The organism is Novosphingobium anseongense, assembly GCF_037482895.1.
GTDB classification, from domain to species: domain Bacteria; phylum Pseudomonadota; class Alphaproteobacteria; order Sphingomonadales; family Sphingomonadaceae; genus Novosphingobium; species Novosphingobium anseongense.
This window is the reverse complement of the sequence record NZ_JBBHJZ010000002.1, coordinates 35,298-58,341: the sequence shown is the minus strand read 5'-3', so window position 1 is coordinate 58,341 and position 23,044 is coordinate 35,298. Positions and strand designations below refer to the sequence as shown.

Below are 23,044 nucleotides of genomic sequence, written 5' to 3'. Positions count from 1 at the left end.
CGAGGCTAAACATTGGCAACGCGTTTACGGCAAATTAACCTTTAATGTTCATAGGTCCTATGGTTAATGGATCACATGGCCCTTCACCCAAGGGTCACGTTTTATTTTGTCGGGCCAAAACAAGGGGTTTCGCATGCGAGTGCTGCTGATCGAGGACGAGCCCACCACTGCACGGGCGATCGAGCTTATGCTGAGCGCCGAGGGCTTCAACGTCTATTCGACGGACCTGGGCGAGGAAGGCCTCGATCTGGGCAAGCTCTATGACTATGACATCATCCTGCTCGACCTGAACCTGCCCGACATGCACGGGTACGACGTTCTGAAGAAGCTTCGCGTCGCCAAGGTGCAGACGCCGGTGCTGATCCTGTCGGGCATTTCGGAGATGGATTCGAAGGTGCGCAGCTTCGGCTTCGGCGCCGACGACTACGTCACCAAGCCGTTCCATCGCGAAGAGCTCGTCGCCCGCATCCATGCGGTCGTCCGTCGCTCGAAGGGTCACTCGCAGTCGGTCATTCGCACCGGCAAGCTGATCGTGAACCTGGATGCCAAGACCGTCGAGGTCGATGGCGCCCGCGTGCACCTGACCGGCAAGGAATATGCGATGCTCGAGCTGCTCTCGCTGCGCAAGGGCACGACGCTCACCAAGGAAATGTTCCTCAACCACCTCTACGGCGGCATGGACGAGCCCGAGCTCAAGATCATCGACGTGTTCATCTGCAAGCTGCGCAAGAAGCTGGCCCACGCCTGCGGCGGCGCCAACTACATCGAGACCGTCTGGGGCCGCGGCTATGTCCTGCGCGATCCCGATGAGCGCCAAGAGGCCGCCTGATCTCGTACGAAAACAAGTTTCTCCTCGACTAACACTCTCTCTCCGGTCGAAGAGCGGCCCGTTGCCCCAGGCAGCGGGCTGTTTTCGTTTTGGCGGCCCATGTGCCATGCAGCGCGGATGGAATTCGATCCCGCCAAGCTGCCGCCGGCCGGCCCGCGCCCCTGGTACGCGCATCTCTACGTCCAGGTCCTGATCGCGATCGCGCTGGGCGTGTCGATCGGCCATTTCGCGCCGGCGACGGGCGAGGCGCTCAAGCCGCTCGGCGACATGTTCATCAAGCTGGTCAAGATGGTGATCGCGCCGGTGATCTTCCTGACGATCGTCACCGGCATCGCCGGCATGCGCGATCTCGGCGCGGTCGGGCGCGTGGCGGCCAAGGCCTTCGCCTATTTCCTGTTCTTCTCGACCCTGGCGCTGGTGGTCGGCCTGATCGTCGCCAATGTCGTGCGGCCGGGCGAAGGGCTGAACATCGATCCCGCCACGCTCGACGCGGGCAAGGTCGCGCAATATTCGGCCAAGGCGCACGCGACCAGCCTGGTCGGTTTCGTCTCGGCGATGATCCCCGATACGCTGGTTTCGGCGCTGACCGGTGACAACGTGCTCCAGGTGCTCGTCGTCGCGATCCTCTTCGGCATTGCGCTGGCCTCGATCGGCGATCGCGGCCAGCGCGTGCTCGACCTGCTCGAGGACGTCTCGCTGGTCGTGTTCAAGCTCGTCGGCCTGGTCATGCGCGCGGCGCCGATCGGCGCTTTCGGCGCCATGGCCTTCACCATCGGCAAGTACGGCGTCGGCAGTCTCGCCAATCTCGCGGCGCTGCTGGCGACCTTCTACCTGACCTCGCTGCTCTTCGTGCTCGTCGTGCTCGGCGCCGTCGCGCGGCTCGCGGGCTTCTCGATCCTGCGGCTGATCGCCTATCTCAAGGGCGAGCTGCTGCTCGTGCTCGGCACCTCCTCGTCCGAAAGCGCGCTGCCCGCGCTGATCGAGAAGATGGAGCGCGCCGGTTGCCCCAAGGCGATCGTGGGCCTGGTCGTGCCGACGGGCTATTCGTTCAATCTCGACGGCACCAACATCTACATGACCCTGGCCGCGCTGTTCATCGCCCAGGCCTGCAACGTCGAGCTGAGCATCGGCCAGCAGCTTTTGCTGCTGTCGGTGGCGATGCTCTCGTCGAAGGGCGCGGCGGGGGTGACCGGCGCGGGCTTCATCACCCTGGCGGCGACGCTGTCGATCGTGCCCTCGGTCCCCGTCGCGGGCATGGCGCTGATCCTGGGCGTCGATCGCTTCATGTCCGAATGCCGCAGCCTGACCAATTTCATCGGCAACGCCGTGGCGACCGTGGTGGTCTCGCGCTGGGAAGGCACGCTCGATCGTGCCCAGCTGGACGCGGCGCTCGGCGGCACGAGCGCGGCAGAGCGGGCGGCTGCCGCCTAGGACAAGCGGGGCGGCTTTACCGCGGCCGGAAGCCCACGCTACGCTCGGCGCATGTCACAGCAAGCACCCGACTGGCTGGCCCGCGCGCTGGCCCAGCCCGGCACCGATCGCACGGTCGAGGTCGCCGGCTGTCCGATCCACTATCTCGAATGGGGCACGCGCGGCCGGCCGGGGCTCCTGTTCGTGCCCGCCAGCGCCGGCCATGCCCATTGGTACGATCACGTCGCGCCGCTCTTCGCCGACCAGTTCCACGTCGTCGCGATCGACCTTGCCGGCTGTGGCGATTCGGGGCGGCGCGAGGCCTATACGACCGCGCAGATCGCCGCGGAGATCTTCGGCGTCTGCGCCGACGCGGGCATGCTCGAGGCTGCGGTCCCGCCGACGATCGTCGGGCATAGCGCCGGCGCGCAGTTCGCGATGCGCGCGGCGATCGCGCACGATGCGGCGCTGCTCGGCGTCGTCACGATCGACGGGCTGCGCTATGCCCGCCTCGAGAAGGACCATGCGGTCAAGGTGCTCGACGGCGAACGTGCGCCGCCGCGGCCGCCGCGGGTCTATGCCGATCTCGACGAGGCGCTGGGGCGCTTTCGTCTGATGCCGCCGCCGCTGGCACCGATCGCGGCCGATGCCGTGATCGCGCATATCGCGCGTCACTCGTTTCGAGCCGTCGAGGGCGGCTGGGCCGCCAAGTACGACGCCGCGCAGGGTTCGACGATCGGCCTCGCGCTCGATCTCGTCGATGCACTCGAGGACCTGCGCTGCCGCTCTGCGGCGATCTTCAGCGAGCATACCCATCTCGCCGACGAGACCGCCGCGGACGTGATCGGCGCGGCCTCCGGCGGGCGGACCGTGGTCTTCACGATCCCCGGCACGACGCATTACCCGATGATCGACAGTCCCTTCGCCTTCGTCGCCGCGGTCAAGGGCGTCGTCCTCTCGTGGATCGCGGAGCACCGCGCCGCCTGATCGGTACGAGTCGTTGACCCGCGCGCGCTTTTCCGCCACGCGCCCGCCTCATGACCGCGAACAAGCCCGGCGATCCGACCACGCTCAACCGTCTCTACGGGCGCTCCCAGGGGCGGCCCCTGCGCAAGTTCCAGCAGGAGCTGGTCGACACCCTGCTGCCGCGCATCGCCGTGCCGACGGAGGGCGAGGTCACGGCCGAGCGGCTGTTCGGCCACGACTGCCCGCTGCATTTCGAGATCGGCTTCGGCGGCGGGGAGCACATGGCCTATCGCGCCGACATGCTGCCCGACCATGGCTTCATCGGCGCCGAGCCCTTCCTCAACGGCGTGGCCCAGGCGTTGGCTCACGTCGACGGCGACGGCGGCAAGAACACGCCGCTCGGCAACGTGCGCATCCAGCACGGCGACGCGCTCGAAGTGCTGAGCCGCATTCCCGATGGCGCGCTCTCGTTCATCTACCTTCTGCACCCCGATCCCTGGCCCAAGGCGCGTCACGCCAAGCGGCGGATGATGAACGACGGCCCGGTCGACATGTTCGCGGCCAAGCTCAAGCCAGGCGGCGAGCTGCGCTTCGGCACCGATCACGCGATCTACCTGCGCCACGCGCTGATGGTCATGCGCCGGCATGGCGACCAGTTCGAATGGCTCTGCGACAAGCCGTCCGATTTCCAGAACCGACCCGGCGGTTGGCCCGAAACGCGCTATGAACACAAGGCGCGCACGGTCTATGGTCACGAGGTCTGGTACTTCCGCTATCGGCGGCGTTAGCCCGGGGCCGTCGCGACGCACCGACAAAGAATTTCTTTTCCCTGTCGGGCTCTAACTCAATCTACTGAGTCGACATTACGATTCGCGGGGCATCGATGGACCTTGGCTTTCTGGATATCGATACCCTGCTGCCGTTCATGGCGATCGGGTTCGCGGCGCAGCTCGTTGATGGGGCGCTGGGTATGGCCTTTGGGGTCATCTCGAACACGCTGATGGTCGGCGTGCTCGGCGTCCCGCCAGCCCTGGCCTCGCAGCGCGTCCATCTGGTCGAGTGCTTCACCACGGCGACCTCGGGTATCAGCCACCTGCTCCACGGCAATATCGACAAGCGCCTGTTCTTCAAGCTGCTGATCCCGGGCATCGTCGGCGGCGTGCTCGGTGCCTATGTGCTGAGCTCGATCGACGCGGGCGTGATCAAGCCGTTCATCCTGGCCTACCTGTCGGGCATCGGCCTCTACATCCTGTGGCGCGGGCTGTTCTATCCGCCCAAGGTCAAGGATCCGAAGGTGATCGCGCCGCTGGGTCTGGTCGGCGGTTTCCTCGACGCCGCGGGCGGCGGCGGCTGGGGACCGGTGGTCACCTCGAACCTGCTGATCCAGGGCGCCGATCCGCGCAAGGTCGTGGGTACGGTGAACTCGGTCGAGTTCTTCCTGACACTGACCGTCTCGGCGGTGTTCATCTATCATCTGGGGGTCGCCGACCTCGCCGGCGCGACCCTGGGCCTGCTGATCGGCGGCCTGCTGGCCTCGCCGCTCGGCGCCTGGGCGGCCAAGCACCTGCCGGCCAAGCAGATGCTGATCCTCGTCGGCTTCGTGCTGTCGCTGACGAGCGCCTACGGCGTCTATCGCGCGCTGATCTGAGGCGGGAGCTGGCGGGGCGGTCGTGCTGCCCCGCGGACCAGTCGCGAGGCAGCCTTCGACCGAAGGTGGAGCGCCTTCGCCAAAGTTGGGTTGCTGCCGTCGGAAACCTGCCCGAACAACCCCCCGGTGCGACCCGGTCCAGTGGTCCGCGACGACAGCGATCGAGCCGCTATGCCGCCTGGCGCCGCCTGTAAATCACCCGGAAGCGCTGTTGCTACCAAGGTCTAAGGCGCGGCCGCGATTAGGATGTCAGGCTGGCGCGAGAGCGGCCCGGCGGCGGTCCAGCAGGCTCAGGAGGTGACGGCGCAGCGGCACGTCGATTCGCGTGTTGAGCCACCAGGCCGCGGCGATCAGCAGCACCCAGAGGTAGGCGGGCGATCCGCCCAGCTCGTTGCAGGTCTGCACGATGACGCCGTGAATGCAGTAAAGCGGATAGGATAGACCGCCGACCTGTTCGAACAGCCGCGTGCGCGGCGCTTCCCAGATCGTGGCGAGCCAAAGGATGAGCGGCAGTGCCACGAAGACGCTGGCGAGGTTCCAGAGCGTCTGGCCACCGCTCACCTGCAGGGTGACGAGCACCAGGGCGACGGGTAGCAACCAGGCCAGCCGGGTCTCGCGCCGCTGTACGGCGAAACGGACGTGCAGCCGGTGCATGGCGACGCCGAGCGAGAAGGAGAACAAGGTCCGCGCGAGGCCGAAGCCGATCGTCGGCCAGAAGGCGCCGAGCTCGGCAAGCGAATGGTGCAGGGCGCCGGCCAGGAAAATCGCGCCGCTGGCCAGGATGACGGCCACGAGGCCACGCCAGCCGAGCCGGACGATGACGAGCGCGAAGAGAAGATTGGCCAGGAGCTCGAGCGCCAGGGACCACATCGGGCCATTGCCCGGATACAGCGGCATCAGGCCGGGAGAGCGGACAGCCATCCCCTCGAAACTGGGTAGCAGCAGTAGCGATTCGAAATAGCGGCCTGAAAGGAAAACGCCGATCGCCGCGCCGACGAAGGCCATCGGATAGACCCGCACGAGCCGTAGCAGCGCGAACTCGCGCAGCGGCATGCCATCGCGCAGGCGCTGCTCGTAGGCATGAGCGATAACGAAGCCGCTGAGCGCGAAGAACAGATCGACGGCGAGATAGCCGCCCGGCACCCGGATCGGCGAGAAGGGGCCCAGGTGGTAGAACAGCACGAGGATCGCGGCGAAACCGCGGAGCCCGTCGAGAGTGTTGAAGCGCATTCGCTTGTCCGTCTGATCCGCCAAAGGCCGCGATAGACGTTTATGGTTAACGAAACCCTGCCGCCCGCCGGTAAGGGCGGGCGGAACGGCCGCGGGTCAGCCGGTGATGCCCGCTGCGGCCAGCACGGCCAGGGTCAGCACGTCGGGGGCGATCGCGGTCATCGGGGCGATCTGGACGGGCTTCTCCATGCCGATCAGCATCGGGCCGATCGTGGTGTTGCCGCCGAGCTCGCGCAGCAGCTTGGCCGAGATGTTGGCCGACTGCAGCCCCGGCATGACCAGCACGTTGGCAGGCGCCGACAGGCGGCTGAACGGATAGTTCTTCATGATGTTGGGGTTGAGCGCCGCATCGGGGGCGAGGTCGCCCTCGTACTCGAAGCCCGGGTCGCGCGCGTCGAGGATCGCCACGGCGTCGCGGATGTTGTCGAGCCAGCGCCCTGCCGGATTGCCGAAGGTCGAGAACGAGAGGAAGGCGACGCGCGGCTCGTGGCCGAGGCGGCGCGCGACGGCGGCGGTCTCGGTGGCGATGTGCGCGAGGTCCTCGGCCGAGGGCCGCTCGTTGATCGTCGTGTCGGCGATGAACACCGTGTTGTTCTTGGCGATCGTCAGATGGATGCCGAAAGGCAACGCGCCGGGCTTCGGATCGAGCACCTGGCGAACTTCCTTGATCGACTGCGAGAACGGCCGCGTCACGCCCGAGATCATCGCATCGCCGTGGCCCAGCGCAACCAGCAGCGAGGCGAAGACGTTGCGGTCCTGATTGACCATGCGCTTGATGTCGCGCTCCAGGAAGCCGCGGCGCTGCAGGCGATTGTAGAGATAGTCGACCATGGCCGGCACGTGCGGCGAAGTGGTCGAATTGTGGATTTCGAAGGTCTCGGGATTGCTGATGCCCAGCTCGAGCAGCTTGTCGGTCACCGCCTGGGTGCGGCCGACGAGCACGGGCGTGCCATATTCGAAATCGCGGAACTGGATCGCCGCGCGCAGCACGACGTCTTCCTCGGCCTCGGCGAAGACCACGCGCTTGGGATTGGCCTTGGCCTGGGCATAGACGTTGGTCAGCACCGAGGTCGTCGGGTTGAGCCGCGCCTTGAGGCTGTGGCGATAGGCCTCGAAGTCCTCGATCGGCAATTGCGCCACGCCCGAATCCATCGCCGCCTTGGCCACGGCCGAGGAGACGACTTCCATAAGCCGGGGATCGAACGGCGCGGGGATGATGTAGTCGCGGCCGAACTGATGGGTCTGGCCATAGGCCGCGGCGACTTCCTCGGGCACTTGCTGGCGCGCCAGTTCGGCGATGGCCACGGCCGCGGCGATCTTCATCTCCTCGTTGATCGCGGTCGCACGCACGTCGAGCGCGCCGCGGAAGATGAAGGGGAAGCCCAGCACGTTGTTGACCTGGTTCGGATAGTCCGAACGGCCCGTGGCGACGATCGCGTCGGGGCGCACGGCCTTGGCGTCGGGCGGGGTGATCTCCGGATCGGGGTTGGCCATGGCGAAGATGATCGGCTCGGCCGCCATCGTCTTGACCATGTCCTGCGTGATCGCGCCCTTGGCCGAAAGTCCCAGGACGATGTCGGCGCCCTTGATGGCTTCGGCCAGCGTGCGCTTGTCGGTTTCGATCGCGTGGGCCGACTTGAACTGGTCGATGCCTTCGCGGCCCTTGTAGATCACGCCCTTGGTGTCGCAGACCGTGACGTTCTCGTGGCGCACGCCCATCGACTTGATCAGCGCGGTACAGGCCAGCGCCGAAGCGCCGGCGCCGTTGACCACGACCTTGACGTCCTTGAAGTCACGGCCCGTGATGAAGCAGGCATTGACCAGGCCCGCGGCGGCGATGATCGCCGTGCCGTGCTGGTCGTCGTGCATCACCGGGATCTTCATCCGCTCGCGCAGGGTCTGTTCGATGATGAAGCATTCGGGCGCCTTGATGTCCTCGAGGTTGATGCCGCCGAAGCTCGGCTCCATCATCGCGATCGCCTCGATCAGCGCGTTCGTGTCCTCGCTGGCCAGCTCGATGTCGATCGAATCGACGTCGGCGAAGCGCTTGAACAGCACGGCCTTGCCTTCCATCACCGGCTTCGACGCCAGCGCGCCGAGGTTGCCCATGCCGAGAATGGCCGTGCCGTTCGAGATCACCGCGACGAGGTTGCCCTTGGCGGTGTAGTCGTAGGCCGTGGCGGGATCGTCGTAGATCGCCTGGACGGGCACGGCGACGCCCGGGGAATAGGCCAGCGACAGGTCGCGCTGGGTCGCCATCGGCTTGGAGGCGATGATCTCGATCTTACCGGGGCGGATCGTCTTGTGATAGAACAGCGCTTCGCGCTCGGTAAAACGGACGTTGCTTTCGTCGGCCAATGGAATTCTCCCCGCTGTCGGGCCATGCCCTAACCAATGTTAAGCCCCGGCGATAGGGGGTTGCGCGTTTCGCTTCGGTAATAATCGAAAATTATTTACCGCTCGCGAAGCAGTGATGTTGCGCGGCCATTTTGGGGGAAAGCCGGGCGCACCGCCATTCCGAATCGCCGGCCTGGGCGCTACCGCAGCACCATGTCCGCGCCCGTGACCCCGATGATGGCCCAGTACCTCGCGCTCAAGGCGCAGGCCGAGGACTGCTTGCTGTTCTATCGCATGGGCGACTTCTTCGAGCTGTTCTTCGACGATGCGCGGACCGCGGCGCAGGTGCTCGACATCGCGCTGACCAGCCGCGGCGAGCATGGCGGCGCGCCGATCCCGATGTGCGGCGTGCCCGTGCATTCGGCCGAGGGCTATCTCGCGCGGCTGATCAAGGCCGGCTGCCGCGTCGCCATCGCCGAACAGGTCGAGACGCCCGAGGAAGCCAAGAAGCGCGGCGGCTCGAAGGCGCTGGTCGCGCGCGACATCGTCCGCTTCGTCACGGCCGGCACCCTGACCGAGGAGGCCCTGCTCGAACCGCGTCGCGCCAACGTGCTCGCCGCGGTCTGCGAGGTGCGCGGGCTCGTCGGCGTGGCGACCTGCGACATCTCGACCGGGCGCATGGAGCTCGAGGAATGCGCGCCCGACCGGCTCGGCGCGGCGCTGGCGCGTGTCGGCGCGAGCGAGGTCGTCGTGCCCGAGGGCTTCACCGCCAATGAAAACGGGGGCGTCCCGATCGACGCGATCCCGCGGCCGTCGCGCGATTTCGGCAGCGATCAGGGCGAGGTACGGCTCAAGGACGTCCACGGCGTCGCCACGCTCGACGGCTTCGGCAGCTTCACGCGGGCGATGCTCGGCGCGGCCGGTGGCCTCGTCGCCTATCTCGACCATGTCGGTCGCGGCACTTTGCCCTTGCTGCTGCCGCCGGCGGTGCGATCGGGCGAGGCCCATCTGGCGATGGACGAGGCGACGCGCGCCAGCCTCGAGATCCTCCAGTCGAGCCAGGGCGGGCGGCGCGGCAGCCTGATCGATGCGATCGACCGCTGCGTCACCGGTGCGGGTGCGCGCCAGCTGTCGGAAGACCTGTCGGCGCCGCTGACCGACCTCGCCGTGATCTCCGAGCGGCTCGAGCTCGTGCAATGGCTCCATGGCAATGCCCTGCTGCGCGGCGATCTGCGCTCGGTGCTCCGCGCGCTGCCCGATGTCGGCCGCGCGCTCGGTCGCGTCGTCGCGGGGCGCGGCTCGCCGCGCGACCTGGGCCAATTGCGCGACGGGCTGACCGAGGCGCGGCGCGTGCGCGATCACCTGCTCAAGCTCGGCGACCGGCCGGCGCTGCTCGACCGGCTGCTGCCGAGCCTCGGCGGCCACGGCGCGCTGACCGATCTCTATGCGCGCGCGCTGGTGCCGTCGCCGCCGACCGAGCGCGGGCAGGGCGGCTATATCGCCGAGGGCTACGACGCCGCGCTCGACGCGCTGCGCGACACCTCGGGTCACGCGCGCCGCGCGATCGCCGCGCTCGAGGCCAAGTACCGCGACCAGACCGGCGTGGCCGCGCTCAAGATCAAGCACAACGGCGTGCTCGGCTACTTCATCGAGGTCCCTGCCAAGCATGGCGACGCGCTGATGAAGCCCGACTCTGGCTTCACCCACCGCCAGACCATGGCCGGCGCCGTGCGCTTCAACGCCCTGGCGCTGCACGAGGAGGCGAGCCGTATCGCCGAGGCGGGTGGCCATTCGCTCGCCGCCGAGGAAGCCCATTTCGAGGAACTGGTCGCCGCCGCGATCCAGGCGCGCCACGCCATCGCCGCCACGGCCGAGGCCCTGGCGCGGATCGACGTCTCGACCGGCCAGGCCGAGCGCGCGGCCGAGGGCGGCTGGACGCGGCCCGAGATCGTCGATCATCCCTGCATCGAGATCGCCGGCGGCCGGCACCCGGTGGTCGAGACGGCGCTGGCGCTCAAGGGCGAGCGCTTCGTCGCCAACGACTGCCGCCTCGCGCCCGACGACCGGCTCTGGCTGATCGGCGGCCCGAACATGGGCGGTAAGTCGACCTTCCTGCGCCAGAACGCGCTGATCGTGCTGCTCGCCCAGGCCGGCGGCTTCGTGCCCGCGGCTACGGCGAAGATCGGCCTGGTCGACCGCCTGTTCAGCCGCGTGGGCGCCTCGGATAACCTCGCGCGCGGGCGTTCGACCTTCATGGTCGAGATGGTCGAGACCGCGGCGATCCTCGCCCAGGCGACCGAGCGCTCCTTCGTGATCCTCGACGAGGTCGGCCGCGGCACCTCGACCTACGACGGTCTGGCGCTGGCCTGGGCCGTGGTCGAAGCCGTGCACGAGACCAACCGCTGCCGCTGCCTCTTCGCGACGCATTACCACGAGCTGTCGCGGCTCGCCGAAAGCTGCGATGCGCTGTCGCTCCACCACGTCCGCGCGCGCGAGTGGAAGGGCGATCTCGTGCTGCTGCACGAACTCGCCGAAGGGCCGGCCGATCGGTCGTACGGCCTCGCCGTCGCGCGGCTCGCGGGTGTCTCGCCGGCGGTGTTGTCACGCGCCAAGACCGTGCTCGACAGGCTCGAGAAGGGTCGCGCCGAGACGGGCGGGCTCGCCGCGGGTCTCGGCGATCTGCCGCTCTTCGCCGCGGCCTTCGAAGCCGATTCGGAAAAGCTCGACACGATCCGCGAGCGCCTCAACGGGCTCGACGTCGATGCCCTGTCGCCGCGCGAGGCGCTCGACCTGCTCTATGACCTGAAGCGCGAGGCCGGCACCGATCATTAACCGCGCGGCGCTATGCTGCGCGCATGTTCGGACCGCGCATAACCACCGTCTTCCGTAGCAAGTGGCGTGCCCTCTGGTTCGCCGCGAGCGTGCTTCTCGGCGTCTGGTTCTCGGTGCCCAAACAGGGCGAGAAGACCGATCCGGCGCAGCAGCAGGCGATCGAAGCGGTGGCCGGGCTCGTCGGTCAAGGCCAGCCCGCACCGGCCGAGAAGCACGTCAATCCGTGGGCCAAGGACAAGCCCTAAGCGCCGGGCGCCTCAGTCCTCCTCGCCGGACTCCCCGAGCCCGTCTTCCTCGTCATCGTCGTTGCGTTCGCCGCGGAAGGCGTCGTTGTCGATGCGGCCGCTGGAGACCATCTGCTCCATCTTGTCGACGAGGTCCTGGGCGTCGTCGCTGTCGTCGCCGGACGAGACCTTCTCGCTGTCTTCGCTGGGGAATTCGCCGGACCCGCGGCCCAGGGCTTCGTCGGCCAGCGTCTGCGCTTGGCTGTCCGCGTCTTCCTGCTCCGAGTTCTGGTTCTCGGGCGCCAGGCCTTCGGTCTGCTGGTCCTCCCCATCAAAACTTTTGGGGCCGTCGAACTTGCGCGGGTTTTCGGTCATGGCAGTCTCCTTCGCCCGCTCAACGAGCCGGCGAAGGGACAGGTTCCCCGATCAGCGCGTCGGGACGGGGACGTCGCCGGTATAGTCGTAGAAGCCGCGGCCGACCTTGCGGCCGATCCAGCCGGCTTCGACGTATTTCACCAGCAGCGGCGCCGGGCGGTACTTGCTGTCGCCGGTAGTCGAGTAGAGCACCTTGATGATCTCGAACAGCGTGTCGAGGCCGACGAAGTCGGCCAGGGTCAGCGGGCCCATCGGGTGGTTGAGGCCGATGCGGCAGCCCTTGTCGATGTCCTCGATCGAACCCATGCCCGCGCCCAGGACGAAGATCGCCTCGTTGAGCATGGGGCAGAGGATGCGGTTGACCACGAAGCCCGGCTCGTCGCCGGCGAGGACGACTTCCTTCTTGATCGACTCGGCGAAGGCGCGCGCCTTGGCGGTCGTCTCGGCCGAGGTCGGCAGGCCCGGAATGATCTCGAGCAGGCCCATGACCGGCACCGGGTTGAAGAAGTGCATGCCGATGAAGCGCGAGGGATCGGGCACGCGCGCGGCCATGCGGGTGATCGGGATCGAGCTGGTGTTCGAGGCGAGGATCGCGTCGCTCTTCAGCACCGAGACGACCTGTTCGAAGATCTTGTGCTTGATCTCTTCGCGCTCGGTCGCGGCTTCGATGACGATGTCGGCCTCGCCCAGCGGGGCATATTCGCCGACCGGCGTGATGCGCGAAAGCACCGTCTTGGCTTCGGCGGCGTCGAGCTTGCCGCGGCCGACCAGCTTGTCGAGCGTCTTGGCGATGGTGGCCTTGCCCTTTTCCGCGATCTCCAGGGAGATGTCGGTCAGCAGCACCCGATGGCCAAATTGCGCGGAAGTCTGGGCGATGCCCTGACCCATCATGCCCGCACCGATCACGCCAACGATAGACATATTCCGTTCCTTCTTCGCACCCGCAGCAATTGCGCGGGGATTTAGCGCGAGCGAAGGGCCTTGGCTAGCTCTCCATTAAGCGGGCGATTAACGATTCTGGCCGGGCACCCACAGGACGTCGCCCGAGCCGGCAGCGTTGATTGCCCGAGCGAGCACGAACAGGAAGTCGGACAGCCGGTTCACATAGGCAAGCGCGGCCGGATTGGTCGGCGCCTCGGCCGCGAGCGCGGTCATCGCCCGCTCGGCCCGGCGCGTGGCGGCGCGGGCGACATGGACACGCGCGGCGGCTTCGCTGCCGCCGGGCAGGATGAAGCTGGTGAGCGGCGCGAGATCCTCGTTGAGTGCGTCGATCGCCGTTTCCAGCCAGGTGGCCTGGGTCGGCACGATCCGCAGCTTCATGGCCGAAGGCGTGAAGTCGCCGCCCGGAGTCGCGAGGTCGGCGCCCAGGTCGAACAGGTCGTTCTGGATGCGCGTCAGCGTTTCGGCGTGCGGGCTGCCCGGCAGCGCGCAGACCGCGAGGCCGATCGCGCTGTTGGCTTCGTCGACCGCGCCGATCGCGTCCATCCGCGCGGCATGCTTGGGGAGGCGCGAGCCGTCGACCAGCCCCGTCGTCCCGGCATCGCCGGTGCGCGTGTAGATCTTGTTGAGCTTGACCAAAGGTTTAGCGCGCGACGGCCATCAGGATCACGACGATCGCGATCGCGGCGCCCTGATACTTGATGCGCGCCCACATCATCTTGTTCTGCTTGAGCTGGAGCAGATGCGCGCCTTCGGGATCGACGTCGGCGTCGAGCGCCTGGCGGAAGGCGTTGAGGCCCTTGAGCAGGCTGAACAGGGTCAGGCCCATGAGGATGATCAGCGCGGGGATGAGGATGTAGATCATGACGCCTCATTTAGGCTTTGTGACAACGAAATGCCAGCGGGGAAGCGATGCGCGCGCAGGGCTTGGGCCAGCGACGCGCCGTCTTCGCCCGCATGGCGGCGATCGGCCAGCGAGGGCGATCCGCGGCGCTTGGCGAGCTTGCGCCCGTCGGGCTCGACCAGCAGGCCGTGGTGATGCCAGACGGGCACGGGCAGATCGAGCAGCGCCTGGAGCAGCCGGTGTATGTGGCTCGCGGCGAAGAGGTCGGCGCCGCGCGTGACCAGGGTCACGCCGTCGGTGGCGTCGTCGAGCGTCGCGGCGAGGTGGTAGCTGGCCGGCGCTTCCTTGCGCAGCAGGACGACGTCGCCGAACACCTCGGGCGTGGCGACCTGCGGCCCGGCGCGTTCGTCGACCCAGGCGAGCGGACCGGCGAGCGCGGCCGCCTTCGCCACGTCGAGCCGCCAGGCGGCGCCCCCAAGATCCCCGGCGGGATCGACCTCGCGATGCCGGCAGGTGCCCGGATAGATCGCGCCGTCGGGGCCTTGCGCGGTCGCCGCCGCGGCGATCTCGGCGCGCGTGCAGCGGCACGGATAGAGCAGGCCCAGCGTCTTGAGCCGCTCGCCCGCCGCGGCATAGGACGCGAGCCGCGCCGACTGGCGCACGACTTCGCCATCCCAGGCGAGACCCAGCCAGGCGAGGTCGGCGAGGTGCTCCTCGGCCAATTCAGGCCGGCTGCGCGTGCCGTCGATGTCCTCGACCCGCAACAGGAACTCCCCGCCCCGCGCGCGCGCCAGATCGTGTGCGACCACGGCGGCATAGGCGTGGCCGACATGCAGCGAGCCGTTGGGGCTGGGGGCGAAGCGCGTGCGCATGCGGTCGCCCTAGCAGGCGTCGAAGAAGGAAGGAATTTTCTCGCACGAAGACACGAATATCAGGCGGCGGCCGAAGGCTTCTGCGTCGCAACGCTATTGCCGGTCATGAGGCCGGGGGATGAGGGCGGCTTTGCCGCGGCCACGACCTCATCGCGTCTTCGTGGCTGCGCGCGAGGCTCATTTTCCTTCTTTACCTCCCACCTGTGGATTCTCGCGCAGCAGCCTTGACGGCAAATTCGGCGAGGCTCAGAAAACACCCATGCGTTGCCATCAAATCGCAACAGCGGCCTGCGACAGGAGGCCATGCTCAAGTCGGAGCTGATAGAGCGCGCGGCCCGGTTCCGCAGCGCGGGGGATGATCCCTCCCGGCATTTGTCCGACTGTCCGGCGCTCGTGCTCAACGCCGATTACACCCCGCTCTCCTACTATCCGCTCAGTCTCTGGCCCTGGCAGACCGCGATCAAGGCGATCTTCCTCGAGCGCGTCGACATCGTCGCCTCCTACGAACGCGTGGTCCACTCGCCGTCCTGGTCGATGCAGGTGCCCTCGGTCATCGCGTTGCGCCAGTTCGTCAAGCCGAGCGAGTTCCCCGCTTTCACGCGCTTCAACCTGTTCCTGCGCGATCGTTTCGCCTGCCAGTATTGCGGCAGCCCGCAGCACCTGACTTTCGACCACGTCGTCCCGCGCCGCCTCGGCGGGCAGACGAGCTGGGAAAACGTCGCGACGGCCTGCGCGCCCTGCAACATGCGCAAGGGCGGGCGCACCCCGCGGCAGGCGCGGATGCCCTTGCTGATCGAGCCGATCCGCCCGACCAACTGGCAATTGCAGGAGCGCGGCCGCGGTTTTCCGCCGAATTACCTGCACGAGAGCTGGCGCGACTGGCTCTATTGGGACGTCGAGCTCGAGGCTTAGTTCGGGCGTTTTTCTTTCGCTCTAAGGCCCTGCGCCGAGGGCGATCCTAGGCTCCGATTAACCTGTCTTCGCTATGACCCGATCGCATGGGTCGGGCATTGTCGCATTGGGGTTGGCGCGCGGGAGCGCTCGCATGGGCGGCTGCGCTCGCCTGGCTGCCGTCGGTGGCATCGGCCGGCAGCCGGACGTCCGATTTCGCGGCGCTCGACATGCTCGAAACCCCCAACGAAATCCAGGCGGACATGGACCGTGAGGCTGCGCCGCTGCGCCTGTCGACGCGCGCCCTGCGCACCTACCGGCCGATCCCGGTCGAGCGCGCCGCCGCGAGTTGGACCTTCGGCGAGGCGGTGGCGCCTGCGATCGGCGGTGGCTGGCGCGAGGATGCCACGCTCGTCCGCTTCGAGTTGACGGGCAAGCGTCGGCTAGGCCGACACGTCTTCGCCGCGACGATCGGCGGGGTCGAACTCGGCAAAGTGCCGACCGCACCGACCGCGACCGCGAGCCTCGCGCAGTTCCGCCAGCCGACACCGCTTTCGGGCGAAGTCATCGACTATGTCCAGCCGCGCTATGGTCATCCGCTGCTCGATTTCGCGCCCGGCGCCTTCAAGCGCCCCGGCTTCTACGGCAAGCTCGCCTGGACCGCGCCCGTGCCGGTCCGCGCAGAACTCATGCATTTCGACAGCAGTGCCGATCCTGCGGTCGCCGGCGGGAATCGCGAATGGGGCCGACGCACGACCTTCGACGCGCTCGGCCTGGTCGCCGACGTCGGTCGCGGCTGGGAGTTGCGCGCGCAGGCGCTGGCCGGGCGCACGCGTCTGGGAGAGCGCATGGGCGGCGACGACTGGATCGATATGCGCTTCCGCGCCGCCTACGGCATGGTCACGCGCCGCCTCGCGCACACCGCCCTGTCGGCGCGCGTCGATCTCTACAAGACGCGCAACGCGGGCAGCGCCGGCCTTGCCGACGACGAGGCCGGCTGGGCCGTGACTCTTGCCGCGCGGCGCCAGATCGGCCCGCAGCTCGCCGCGCTCGTCGAAGTGCTCCACGCCGAGAGCGACGGTCAGGCCTGGCTGCGCCCGGCCAGCGCCTTCGCGGGCCACCGCAGCCAGGTGATGATGGCGATGCGCGCGCACTGGTGAGCCGCCGATCTTCTGCCCCACGCAAAACGCCCCTCGCGAGGAGGAGCGTTCCGGCGTGACGACCCCGCGGGTCGGCTAAGCTTGGTTGTCGGTCAGCCGGCTTCCTGACCGAAATCGTTGTCGCCGCGTTCGCGCAGACGGATCTTGTCGCCTTCGATGCCGGCGACCTGGCTCAACGAGACGTAGTGGTGTTCGCCGTCGCTCGAATCCGAGCGCGCGAGCTTGATGCGATCGCCATCGACGTGATCGACCGTGCCGACGTGCTGGCCGGCATCGTCGATCACTTCCTGATGCTCGCGGATCTGGTCGGCGAAGCGGTCGTTGCCGCCGCCGCCCGACTGCTGGCCGCCGGTCTGGTCGAACTGCTGCTGCTGGCCGCTGCTGCGCGCGGCGTCCGAATCGCCGAGCGGGCTGACGCCGCTCTGGCTCTGCTGCGGCTGGCGGTTCTGCTGGTCCTGCTGGTTGCGGTTGTCTGCCATCGATCTTCTCCGGAATGGGCCGCGAGGCGGGGGATGCCTCTCGGCGAGGGGGTACTCGGGCAACCCTGCGGCGGGGCATTCCGTTCCAGGCATTCGGCTCGCTTCGATCGCGATGAGACGGGCCGCAGATGCTCAGGCGACGAACCGTGCGGCGGCCTCGAGCAGCGCCTCGGTCAGCGCCTCGGGCGCGCAGAGGAAAGGCGAGTGATCGGCGGTCAGGGTCAGCACCGGATCGCAGGGCGCCGCCGCCTGCATGGCGCGCTGCTTGGCGAGCGAGACCGTCGCATCCTCGCTGCATTCGATGAAGGCGCGCGGCACCTTGCCCCAGCGCTCCCAGGTCACCGTCGCGGGCTCGTGCATCACGCCGAGCGGTTCGGGGTGGAGCCGCGCCAGCGCCCAGGCGGCATCCGCGTCGCTGCAGCCCGAATAGAACTGCGCCTTGGCGATCGCGGCGAGCGCTTCGGGCGCCAGCGGCGGCGCGTCGGGATCGGGGCGGTGGCCGGTGACCTCGGCCAGGCTCTGCCCGGGCGGGACGATCAGCGCGGTGACGTAGACCAGCCCGGCGATGCGATCGGGCGCGCGCTCGGCCGCCTCGCCGATGACGAGCCCGCCGCGGCTGTGCCCGACGAGCACCACCGGCCCTGGCGCGGCGCGGACGGTCTCGGCGACGAAGTCGCCCCAGTTGGCCAGGGTGACGCGTTCGACCGAGATCGTCTGGTTGGTGCCCATGCCCGGCAGGTCGGGCGCGATCACGCTGTGGCCGGCGGCTTCGAGCCGCGGGACGATCCGGTCCCAGGTCCAGCGCCCGTGCATGGCGCCGGGGATCAGCACGAAGCTTGCCATGGCCTCTCTCCTCTTCTGTTATCGCCAGCGAAGCGAGCAGGCGGCGGGAAGCCTGTCAATCGGTGAGGAACAACATGGGTCAGCCGCTGACGTTCTACGGCATGTCGAGCCCCAACGCGCGCAAGGTCGCGATCCTGCTCGAGGAAATCGGCCTGCCCTATCGCACCGAGCATGTCGCGGTGTTCCGCGGGCGCCAGTTCGACGAGAGCTTCCTCGCGCTCAGTCCGATGGCCAAGGTGCCGGTGATCGTCGATCCCGACGGCCCCGCGGGCGCGCAGCCGATCTTCGAATCGGGGGCGATCCTGATCTATCTCGCCGAGACCTATGCGCCGCAGTTCTATCCCGCCGCAGGCCCGGCGCGGTGGGCGGTGCTGCAATGGCTGATGCTGCAGATGAGCCAGGTCGGCCCGGTCTTCGGCCAGCATTCGCACTACCGGCTGCTGGAGGGGCAGGACTACGCCGCGGGGCGCGCGCGGCGGGGCATGGCGCAGATCTTCGCGGCGCTCGAACGCCGGCTCGGCGAGGCGCAGTGGCTCGGCGGCGGGGCCTATTCGATCGCCGATATGGCGACCTATCCCTGGGCCAAGCGGCTCAAGCGCTACGGCCTCGACCCCGCCGAATATCCGAACCTGACCGCTTGGCGCGCGGCGATCGAGGCGCGGCCGGCGATCGCGCGCGCGCACCGCGTCATCGCCGCCTGGGCCCAGCAGGACACCGCCGACCGTGCCGCCGCGACGATGCAAGAAAATGAAATGTTTCAGGGGCTTCACATTCGCGCGCCGAGCGCGCAGGCTGCTGCTGCACATAACGGCCAGATCGAATCCGAACGGGAAAGGAAGGGACATGGCTGACCAGAAAGGGGCTGACCTGAGCAGGCGGCGCGTCGTCACGGGTCTCGACGCGCTGGGCCGCAGCACCGTCCTCTTCGACGGCCCGATTCCGCATCACGACGATTCGGCCGCGGCGGTCGTCTGGCGCACCCATGGCCACCCGGCCGACAACAGCGGCGCTGCCGATACGGTCGCGCCCTACGACACGGCGATGCTGCACAATCCGGGTTCGAACTTCGTGATCTGCCAGTTCCGCCCGCACACGCCCGAGATCATGCACGCGACCAACACGATCGACTATCTGGTGATCCTCTCGGGCCGGGTGATCCTCGTGCTCGAGGAGAGCGAGATCGAACTCGGTGCGGGCGACTGCGTGGTCGATCGCGGCGTGCTCCACGGCTGGCGCAACCCGCACGACGAGCCCTGCGTCGCGGTGGTGGTCAACCTGCCCGCCTATCCGGTAGGGAAGGGCCGGACGATATAGGCGATAAGGGGCAGGGCCGATGCGGCGGGTGGTTACCGGGCTCAATGCCGAGGGCAGGTCTTGCGTCGTGTTCGACGGCGAGGTGCCGCGCCACCAGCCCGCGGCCAACCTGATCTGGCGCAACAGCCTGCCCGCCGACAACAGCGGCGCGGCCGACGCCGCCGTGCCCTACGGCATGGATCTGCTTCACGACGGCGGGGTCAATTTCATCCTGACCGAACTGCCGCCCGGCCTGCCCGGCAGCGCTTTCCTGCACGCCACCGACACGATCGACTACCTCGTGATAATCGCCGGCGAGGTCGTGCTGGCGCTCGAGACCGGCGAGCTCACCCTGCGCGCCGGCGACCTGATCGTCGACCGCGGCGTGATCCACGGCTGGCGCAACGACGGCACCGAAACCGCGGTCTTCGCCTCGGTCACGGTGCCGGCCCTCCCTGTAGGCAAGGGGCGAACGGTCTAGATCCGTTCCTCTTCGACGGGCTTGTCTTCCTTCTTGCCGATGACTTCCTCGCGCTCGCTCGGCTCGGGCTGGCTGCCGTCGGCCTTGGGCGGGGCGCCGTCGACATTGGTCCAGCGGCCGTCGGGGGTCGAGGCCGTGCCCGTGACGTTGCGCGAGTCCTCGGGTTCGTATTCGCCCATGGCATATCTCCTTGGCTAAAGGCCGCGCGGCGGCCATCCTACCTGTAACCACAGGCAGAGCGGCGCGGTTCCGCGCGTCGCCGCAACGGGAAAGGCGTCCGTCCTAAATGTCCGAGAAACTCGTCCTCCACGGCATGCAGAGCCCCAATGTCGTCAAGGTGATCCTGATGCTCGAGGAATGCGGGCTCGACTACGAGCTCAGGCACACCGCGGTCTTCGCCCAGGCGCAGTTCGAGCCCGAATTCCTCGCGCTCAACCCGCTCGGCAAGGTGCCCGTGCTCGAGGACCCCAAGCTCGGCCAAAATGGAAAGATGGGGGCTTTGTTCGAATCGGGCGCGATCCTGCTCTGGCTGGCCGAGCGCGAGGGCAAGTTCCTGCCGACCGCGCAGCCGCAGCGCGCCGAGGTCATGCAGTGGCTGATGGTGCAGATGGCGAACTACGGCCCGATGCTCGGCCAGGTGAACCACTTCAACATCGCCCCGCCCGAGACCGCGCCTTACGCCAAGGCGCGATACGCCGCCGTCGCCGCGAAGCTCAACCGCCTGCTCGACGAGCGCCTGCAGAGCCGCGAGTGGATCGCCGGCGACGCCTATTCGATCGCCGACATGGCGACCCAGCCCTGGGCCTGGTACGTCGAGCGCCACGGCTTCGACCCGGCCGACTATCCGGCGCTGATCGCCTGGCGCGAGAAGATCGCCGCGCGCCCGGCCAGCCAGCGCGCGATGGCGCGCGTCGCCGAAGCCTTCGACGAAGTCGCCAACGCCACGCGCAAGCAGGCCTCGCGCGCCGATCTCGACCGCTTCTTCGGTCGCACCGAGACCGTGCCCGAGACCGATTTCACCGCCGTCCAGCAGATGTAGCGAATGCGCCTTCGCAGGTGTTGATAACCGCCACATCCTGTGGCGAGCGGCCGCGCGAAACACTATGTAGGGTGTTCGGCCGCAGTCCCGCGGGTGCCGGTTCACGCCGGAACGCCTGGAGAACAGGGGCCGAATCGCTTACAGACACAGCCGTCCGATCCGAAAGGTCGCTCCAGATGCCTCTTCTCGAAGCCCGCAAGACCTACAAGCCCTTCGAATATCCCTGGGCCTACGAGTTCTGGAAGCGGCAGCAGCAGATCCACTGGATGCCCGAGGAAGTGCCGCTCGGCGAGGACTGCCGCGACTGGGCGCAGAAGATCAGCGACCACGAGCGCAACCTGCTGACGCAGATCTTCCGCTTCTTCACCCAGGCCGACGTCGAGGTGCAGGACTGCTACCACGAGAAATACGCGCGGGTGTTCAAGCCGACCGAGATCAAGATGATGCTCGCGGCCTTCTCCAACATGGAGACCGTGCACATCGCCGCCTATTCGCACCTGCTCGACACGATCGGCATGCCGGAGAGCGAGTACGGCATGTTCCTCGAATACGAGGAGCTCAAGGCCAAGCACGACTACCTGCAGACCTTCGGCGTCGACAACGACGAGGACATCGCGCGCACGCTCGCCATGTTCGGCGGCTTCACCGAAGGGCTCCAGCTCTTCGCGAGCTTCGCGATGCTGATGAACTTCCCGCGCTTCAACAAGATGAAGGGCATGGGCCAGATCGTCTCGTGGTCGGTCCGCGACGAGAGCCTCCACTGCGAGGGCATCATCAAGCTGTTCCACACCTTCACCAAGGAACGCGGCTGCCTGACCAAGGCGGTCAAGGAAGATATCATCGACTGCTGCCAGAAGACCGTGCGGCTCGAGGACGCCTTCATCGATCTCGCCTTCGAGCAGGGCCCGGTCCCCGGCATGAGCGCCAAGGAGATCAAGCGCTACATCCGCTACATCGCCGACTGGCGCCTGGGCCAGCTCGGCCTGCCCGAGATCTACATGATCGAGGAGCACCCGCTGCCCTGGCTGACGCCGCTGCTCAACGGCGTCGAGCACGCCAACTTCTTCGAGACGCGCGCGACCGAATATTCGAAGGGCGCGACCAAGGGCGACTGGCAGACCGTCTGGTCGAGCTTCGACCAGCGCCGCAAGGCCAAGGGCTCGGATGCCGCCAACGAGACGGGCGAGGTCGAAGGGCCGGACATGTTCGCCAAGGCGGGGATCGCGGCGGAGTGAGATCTGGAAAATTTTGAATGCTGTCGCTGATTTACCTGACGTTAAATCGGGGAGCTTGTTAAAGTTTCGGTGTGGGGTGGGAAATGGCTTGGGCTGTTCCGGAGAATGAACGTTCCATAGTTACAAGGCTGGAAAGAGTTTATTGGAGGGCGCGCGAGGAGGGATTTCTGAGTATCTAGACTCGCTTGGCGTTATCAACAATTGGCGCGCTTCTCACGCATTTCCTCTCAATACCTTCCAAATGAATTTGCGTCGTAAGGGGCGTGCGTTGGATGATGAATGTTTGATTGCTCAAAGAATTAAGAGACTATCCTCTATTGAGCACAAACTTTCTCGTTTCCCCAGTATGAAGCTGTCGCAAATGCAGGACATCGGAGGGTGTCGTGCAATTCTTAAAGATGTAAAACTTGTAAATGCGCTTGTCAGTGACTTTAAATCTAGCGATATTAAGCATAAGCTTTCATCCGAAGATGATTATATTATAAGTCCAAAAACATCTGGGTATAGAGGAATCCATTTAGTCTATAGGTATTTTTCTGATAGAAAAGAAACCTATAATGATCTGAAAATAGAACTTCAGATAAGGTCGCAACTTCAGCATGCTTGGGCGACATCAGTTGAGGTGGTGGGGACTTTGATTCGTCAGGCCTTGAAGTCCAGTCAAGGCGAAGATGACTGGCTTCAATTTTTTCGTTTAATGGGATCTGCAATTGCAATTGAAGAGGGGTGCGGACCTGTTCCGAATACCCCTAAAAGCGAGATGGCGCTTTCTCGCGAAATTAGAAAGTTGGCTCGAACGTTGAGGCCTATCCAGCGACTAGATAATTATAGTAAAATGATTCAAGTTGTTGAAAAATCTGCGAAAAGAGCAAGATATTACCTGCTGGAATTGCGCCCCGACGCAGGACGCCTCAGTGTTACGGGGTATATGGAGGCGGCCAGCAAGGCGGCGTCCGATGACTATCTAAAAGTGGAAAGATCACTTAGCGCAGATGATGGAGACGAGGCGGTTTTGGTGTCGGTCGACTCCATTGATGCTCTCAGAAAGACGTACCCAAACTACTTTTTGGACACCACTGTATTCACGAATGCTGTTCGTCGTTGGGTTGGGCCTTAG

25 protein-coding genes are annotated in these 23,044 nt (G+C 66.7%); 15 read left to right on the top strand and 10 right to left on the bottom strand.

Annotated elements, in window-relative coordinates; translation table 11 throughout:
* Positions 1-133: 133 nt before the first annotated feature.
* The 5 genes from ctrA to WG901_RS08970 all read left to right on the top strand — a co-directional run bounded on the left by ctrA (position 134) and on the right by WG901_RS08970 (position 4,853).
* Positions 134-829, top strand: coding sequence for a response regulator transcription factor CtrA (gene ctrA, locus WG901_RS08990; RefSeq protein WP_339586729.1), 696 nt, complete (start codon positions 134-136; stop codon positions 827-829).
* A 117-nt stretch (positions 830-946) separates the two neighbouring features.
* On the top strand, positions 947-2,260 hold the full coding sequence (locus WG901_RS08985) for a dicarboxylate/amino acid:cation symporter (RefSeq protein ID WP_339586728.1): 1,314 nt from the start codon (positions 947-949) through the stop codon (positions 2,258-2,260).
* 51 nt (positions 2,261-2,311) lie between these two features.
* Complete coding sequence (locus WG901_RS08980) at positions 2,312-3,226, top strand: alpha/beta fold hydrolase (protein WP_339586727.1); 915 nt, start codon at positions 2,312-2,314, stop codon at positions 3,224-3,226.
* Positions 3,227-3,276: 50 nt separating this feature from the next.
* Positions 3,277-3,993 (top strand): tRNA (guanine(46)-N(7))-methyltransferase TrmB, encoded by a 717-nt coding sequence (trmB, locus tag WG901_RS08975; RefSeq protein WP_339586726.1) that lies wholly within the window; start codon positions 3,277-3,279, stop codon positions 3,991-3,993.
* Positions 3,994-4,088: 95 nt separating this feature from the next.
* Complete coding sequence (locus WG901_RS08970) at positions 4,089-4,853, top strand: sulfite exporter TauE/SafE family protein (protein ID WP_339586725.1); 765 nt, start codon at positions 4,089-4,091, stop codon at positions 4,851-4,853.
* A 249-nt stretch (positions 4,854-5,102) separates the two neighbouring features.
* On the opposite strand, the gene WG901_RS08965 is transcribed toward WG901_RS08970, so the two are convergent.
* Positions 5,103-6,083 carry an acyltransferase family protein gene (locus WG901_RS08965; RefSeq protein ID WP_339586724.1) on the bottom strand — a complete coding sequence of 327 codons (981 nt, stop codon included), beginning with the start codon at positions 6,081-6,083 and terminating at the stop codon, positions 5,103-5,105.
* A gap of 96 nt (positions 6,084-6,179) precedes the next feature.
* Entirely contained in the window at positions 6,180-8,441 is a 2,262-nt protein-coding gene (locus WG901_RS08960) for an NADP-dependent malic enzyme (RefSeq protein WP_339586723.1), read from the bottom strand.
* Between the two features lie 192 nt (positions 8,442-8,633).
* Here WG901_RS08960 and mutS point away from each other — a divergent pair, with 192 nt between their 5' ends.
* Together mutS and WG901_RS08950 are read left to right on the top strand one after the other, a co-directional pair.
* The gene (gene mutS, locus WG901_RS08955) at positions 8,634-11,252 is read left to right on the top strand and encodes a DNA mismatch repair protein MutS (RefSeq protein ID WP_339586722.1); all 2,619 of its coding nucleotides are present in this window, start codon (positions 8,634-8,636) and stop codon (positions 11,250-11,252) included.
* Positions 11,253-11,275: 23 nt separating this feature from the next.
* Positions 11,276-11,497 (top strand): hypothetical protein, encoded by a 222-nt coding sequence (locus WG901_RS08950; protein ID WP_339586721.1) that lies wholly within the window; start codon positions 11,276-11,278, stop codon positions 11,495-11,497.
* A gap of 12 nt (positions 11,498-11,509) precedes the next feature.
* On the opposite strand, the gene WG901_RS08945 is transcribed toward WG901_RS08950, so the two are convergent.
* From WG901_RS08945 to gluQRS, 5 genes are all read right to left on the bottom strand, one after another.
* Positions 11,510-11,851, bottom strand: a complete 342-nt coding sequence (locus tag WG901_RS08945; RefSeq protein WP_339586720.1) for a hypothetical protein — start codon at positions 11,849-11,851, stop codon at positions 11,510-11,512.
* Positions 11,852-11,902: 51 nt separating this feature from the next.
* The gene (locus tag WG901_RS08940) at positions 11,903-12,772 is read right to left on the bottom strand and encodes a 3-hydroxyacyl-CoA dehydrogenase family protein (RefSeq protein WP_339586719.1); all 870 of its coding nucleotides are present in this window, start codon (positions 12,770-12,772) and stop codon (positions 11,903-11,905) included.
* A gap of 87 nt (positions 12,773-12,859) precedes the next feature.
* Positions 12,860-13,429, bottom strand: a complete 570-nt coding sequence (locus WG901_RS08935) for a cob(I)yrinic acid a,c-diamide adenosyltransferase (RefSeq protein WP_339586718.1) — start codon at positions 13,427-13,429, stop codon at positions 12,860-12,862.
* Between the two features lie 4 nt (positions 13,430-13,433).
* Entirely contained in the window at positions 13,434-13,655 is a 222-nt protein-coding gene (locus tag WG901_RS08930; RefSeq protein WP_339586717.1) for a hypothetical protein, read from the bottom strand.
* Positions 13,652-14,506: a tRNA glutamyl-Q(34) synthetase GluQRS gene (gluQRS, locus tag WG901_RS08925; RefSeq protein ID WP_339586716.1), complete on the bottom strand. Its 855-nt coding sequence runs from the start codon at positions 14,504-14,506 to the stop codon at positions 13,652-13,654. Before gluQRS ends, WG901_RS08930 begins: the two co-directional genes overlap by 4 nt.
* Positions 14,507-14,809: 303 nt before the next feature.
* On the opposite strand from gluQRS, the gene WG901_RS08920 reads away from it, so the two are divergent.
* On the top strand, positions 14,810-15,418 hold the full coding sequence (locus WG901_RS08920) for an HNH endonuclease (protein ID WP_339586715.1): 609 nt from the start codon (positions 14,810-14,812) through the stop codon (positions 15,416-15,418).
* Positions 15,419-15,504: 86 nt separating this feature from the next.
* Positions 15,505-16,557 carry a hypothetical protein gene (locus WG901_RS08915; RefSeq protein ID WP_339586714.1) on the top strand — a complete coding sequence of 351 codons (1,053 nt, stop codon included), beginning with the start codon at positions 15,505-15,507 and terminating at the stop codon, positions 16,555-16,557.
* A gap of 92 nt (positions 16,558-16,649) precedes the next feature.
* On the opposite strand, the gene WG901_RS08910 is transcribed toward WG901_RS08915, so the two are convergent.
* Positions 16,650-17,036 carry a DUF2171 domain-containing protein gene (locus WG901_RS08910; protein ID WP_339586713.1) on the bottom strand — a complete coding sequence of 129 codons (387 nt, stop codon included), beginning with the start codon at positions 17,034-17,036 and terminating at the stop codon, positions 16,650-16,652.
* Positions 17,037-17,168: 132 nt separating this feature from the next.
* Positions 17,169-17,879 (bottom strand): alpha/beta fold hydrolase, encoded by a 711-nt coding sequence (locus tag WG901_RS08905; RefSeq protein WP_339586712.1) that lies wholly within the window; start codon positions 17,877-17,879, stop codon positions 17,169-17,171.
* 74 nt (positions 17,880-17,953) lie between these two features.
* Here WG901_RS08905 and WG901_RS08900 point away from each other — a divergent pair, with 74 nt between their 5' ends.
* The 3 genes from WG901_RS08900 to WG901_RS08890 are packed head-to-tail and all read left to right on the top strand — an operon-like array spanning position 17,954 to position 19,653.
* Positions 17,954-18,730: a glutathione S-transferase family protein gene (locus tag WG901_RS08900; protein ID WP_339586711.1), complete on the top strand. Its 777-nt coding sequence runs from the start codon at positions 17,954-17,956 to the stop codon at positions 18,728-18,730.
* Complete coding sequence (locus WG901_RS08895) at positions 18,723-19,193, top strand: cupin domain-containing protein (RefSeq protein ID WP_339586710.1); 471 nt, start codon at positions 18,723-18,725, stop codon at positions 19,191-19,193. The genes WG901_RS08900 and WG901_RS08895 overlap by 8 nt, the downstream gene beginning before the upstream one ends.
* 19 nt (positions 19,194-19,212) lie before the next feature.
* On the top strand, positions 19,213-19,653 hold the full coding sequence (locus WG901_RS08890) for a cupin domain-containing protein (protein ID WP_339586709.1): 441 nt from the start codon (positions 19,213-19,215) through the stop codon (positions 19,651-19,653).
* Here WG901_RS08890 and WG901_RS08885 read toward each other — a convergent pair.
* Positions 19,650-19,832 (bottom strand): hypothetical protein, encoded by a 183-nt coding sequence (locus tag WG901_RS08885; protein WP_339586708.1) that lies wholly within the window; start codon positions 19,830-19,832, stop codon positions 19,650-19,652. The two genes, WG901_RS08890 and WG901_RS08885, sit on opposite strands and share 4 nt — an antisense overlap.
* Positions 19,833-19,939: 107 nt before the next feature.
* Here WG901_RS08885 and WG901_RS08880 point away from each other — a divergent pair, with 107 nt between their 5' ends.
* The 3 genes from WG901_RS08880 (at position 19,940) to WG901_RS08870 (ending at position 23,044) form a co-directional block, all read left to right on the top strand.
* Positions 19,940-20,692, top strand: a complete 753-nt coding sequence (locus WG901_RS08880) for a glutathione S-transferase family protein (protein ID WP_339586707.1) — start codon at positions 19,940-19,942, stop codon at positions 20,690-20,692.
* A gap of 176 nt (positions 20,693-20,868) precedes the next feature.
* Positions 20,869-21,927, top strand: coding sequence for a ribonucleotide-diphosphate reductase subunit beta (locus WG901_RS08875; protein WP_339586706.1), 1,059 nt, complete (start codon positions 20,869-20,871; stop codon positions 21,925-21,927).
* A gap of 241 nt (positions 21,928-22,168) precedes the next feature.
* Entirely contained in the window at positions 22,169-23,044 is an 876-nt protein-coding gene (locus tag WG901_RS08870) for a RelA/SpoT domain-containing protein (RefSeq protein ID WP_339586705.1), read from the top strand.

Coding starts and splice junctions, on each gene's coding strand:
- ctrA (WP_339586729.1), top strand. CDS start 134: ATGCGAGTGCTGCTGATCGAGGACGAGCCCACCACTGCACGGGCGATC.
- WG901_RS08985 (WP_339586728.1), top strand. CDS start 947: ATGGAATTCGATCCCGCCAAGCTGCCGCCGGCCGGCCCGCGCCCCTGG.
- WG901_RS08980 (WP_339586727.1), top strand. CDS start 2,312: ATGTCACAGCAAGCACCCGACTGGCTGGCCCGCGCGCTGGCCCAGCCC.
- trmB (WP_339586726.1), top strand. CDS start 3,277: ATGACCGCGAACAAGCCCGGCGATCCGACCACGCTCAACCGTCTCTAC.
- WG901_RS08970 (WP_339586725.1), top strand. CDS start 4,089: ATGGACCTTGGCTTTCTGGATATCGATACCCTGCTGCCGTTCATGGCG.
- WG901_RS08965 (WP_339586724.1), bottom strand. CDS start 6,083: ATGCGCTTCAACACTCTCGACGGGCTCCGCGGTTTCGCCGCGATCCTC.
- mutS (WP_339586722.1), top strand. CDS start 8,634: ATGTCCGCGCCCGTGACCCCGATGATGGCCCAGTACCTCGCGCTCAAG.
- WG901_RS08950 (WP_339586721.1), top strand. CDS start 11,276: ATGTTCGGACCGCGCATAACCACCGTCTTCCGTAGCAAGTGGCGTGCC.
- WG901_RS08945 (WP_339586720.1), bottom strand. CDS start 11,851: ATGACCGAAAACCCGCGCAAGTTCGACGGCCCCAAAAGTTTTGATGGG.
- WG901_RS08940 (WP_339586719.1), bottom strand. CDS start 12,772: ATGTCTATCGTTGGCGTGATCGGTGCGGGCATGATGGGTCAGGGCATC.
- WG901_RS08930 (WP_339586717.1), bottom strand. CDS start 13,655: ATGATCTACATCCTCATCCCCGCGCTGATCATCCTCATGGGCCTGACC.
- gluQRS (WP_339586716.1), bottom strand. CDS start 14,506: ATGCGCACGCGCTTCGCCCCCAGCCCCAACGGCTCGCTGCATGTCGGC.
- WG901_RS08920 (WP_339586715.1), top strand. CDS start 14,810: ATGCTCAAGTCGGAGCTGATAGAGCGCGCGGCCCGGTTCCGCAGCGCG.
- WG901_RS08915 (WP_339586714.1), top strand. CDS start 15,505: ATGGGTCGGGCATTGTCGCATTGGGGTTGGCGCGCGGGAGCGCTCGCA.
- WG901_RS08910 (WP_339586713.1), bottom strand. CDS start 17,036: ATGGCAGACAACCGCAACCAGCAGGACCAGCAGAACCGCCAGCCGCAG.
- WG901_RS08905 (WP_339586712.1), bottom strand. CDS start 17,879: ATGGCAAGCTTCGTGCTGATCCCCGGCGCCATGCACGGGCGCTGGACC.
- WG901_RS08900 (WP_339586711.1), top strand. CDS start 17,954: ATGGGTCAGCCGCTGACGTTCTACGGCATGTCGAGCCCCAACGCGCGC.
- WG901_RS08895 (WP_339586710.1), top strand. CDS start 18,723: ATGGCTGACCAGAAAGGGGCTGACCTGAGCAGGCGGCGCGTCGTCACG.
- WG901_RS08890 (WP_339586709.1), top strand. CDS start 19,213: ATGCGGCGGGTGGTTACCGGGCTCAATGCCGAGGGCAGGTCTTGCGTC.
- WG901_RS08885 (WP_339586708.1), bottom strand. CDS start 19,832: ATGGGCGAATACGAACCCGAGGACTCGCGCAACGTCACGGGCACGGCC.
- WG901_RS08880 (WP_339586707.1), top strand. CDS start 19,940: ATGTCCGAGAAACTCGTCCTCCACGGCATGCAGAGCCCCAATGTCGTC.
- WG901_RS08875 (WP_339586706.1), top strand. CDS start 20,869: ATGCCTCTTCTCGAAGCCCGCAAGACCTACAAGCCCTTCGAATATCCC.
- WG901_RS08870 (WP_339586705.1), top strand. CDS start 22,169: ATGAATTTGCGTCGTAAGGGGCGTGCGTTGGATGATGAATGTTTGATT.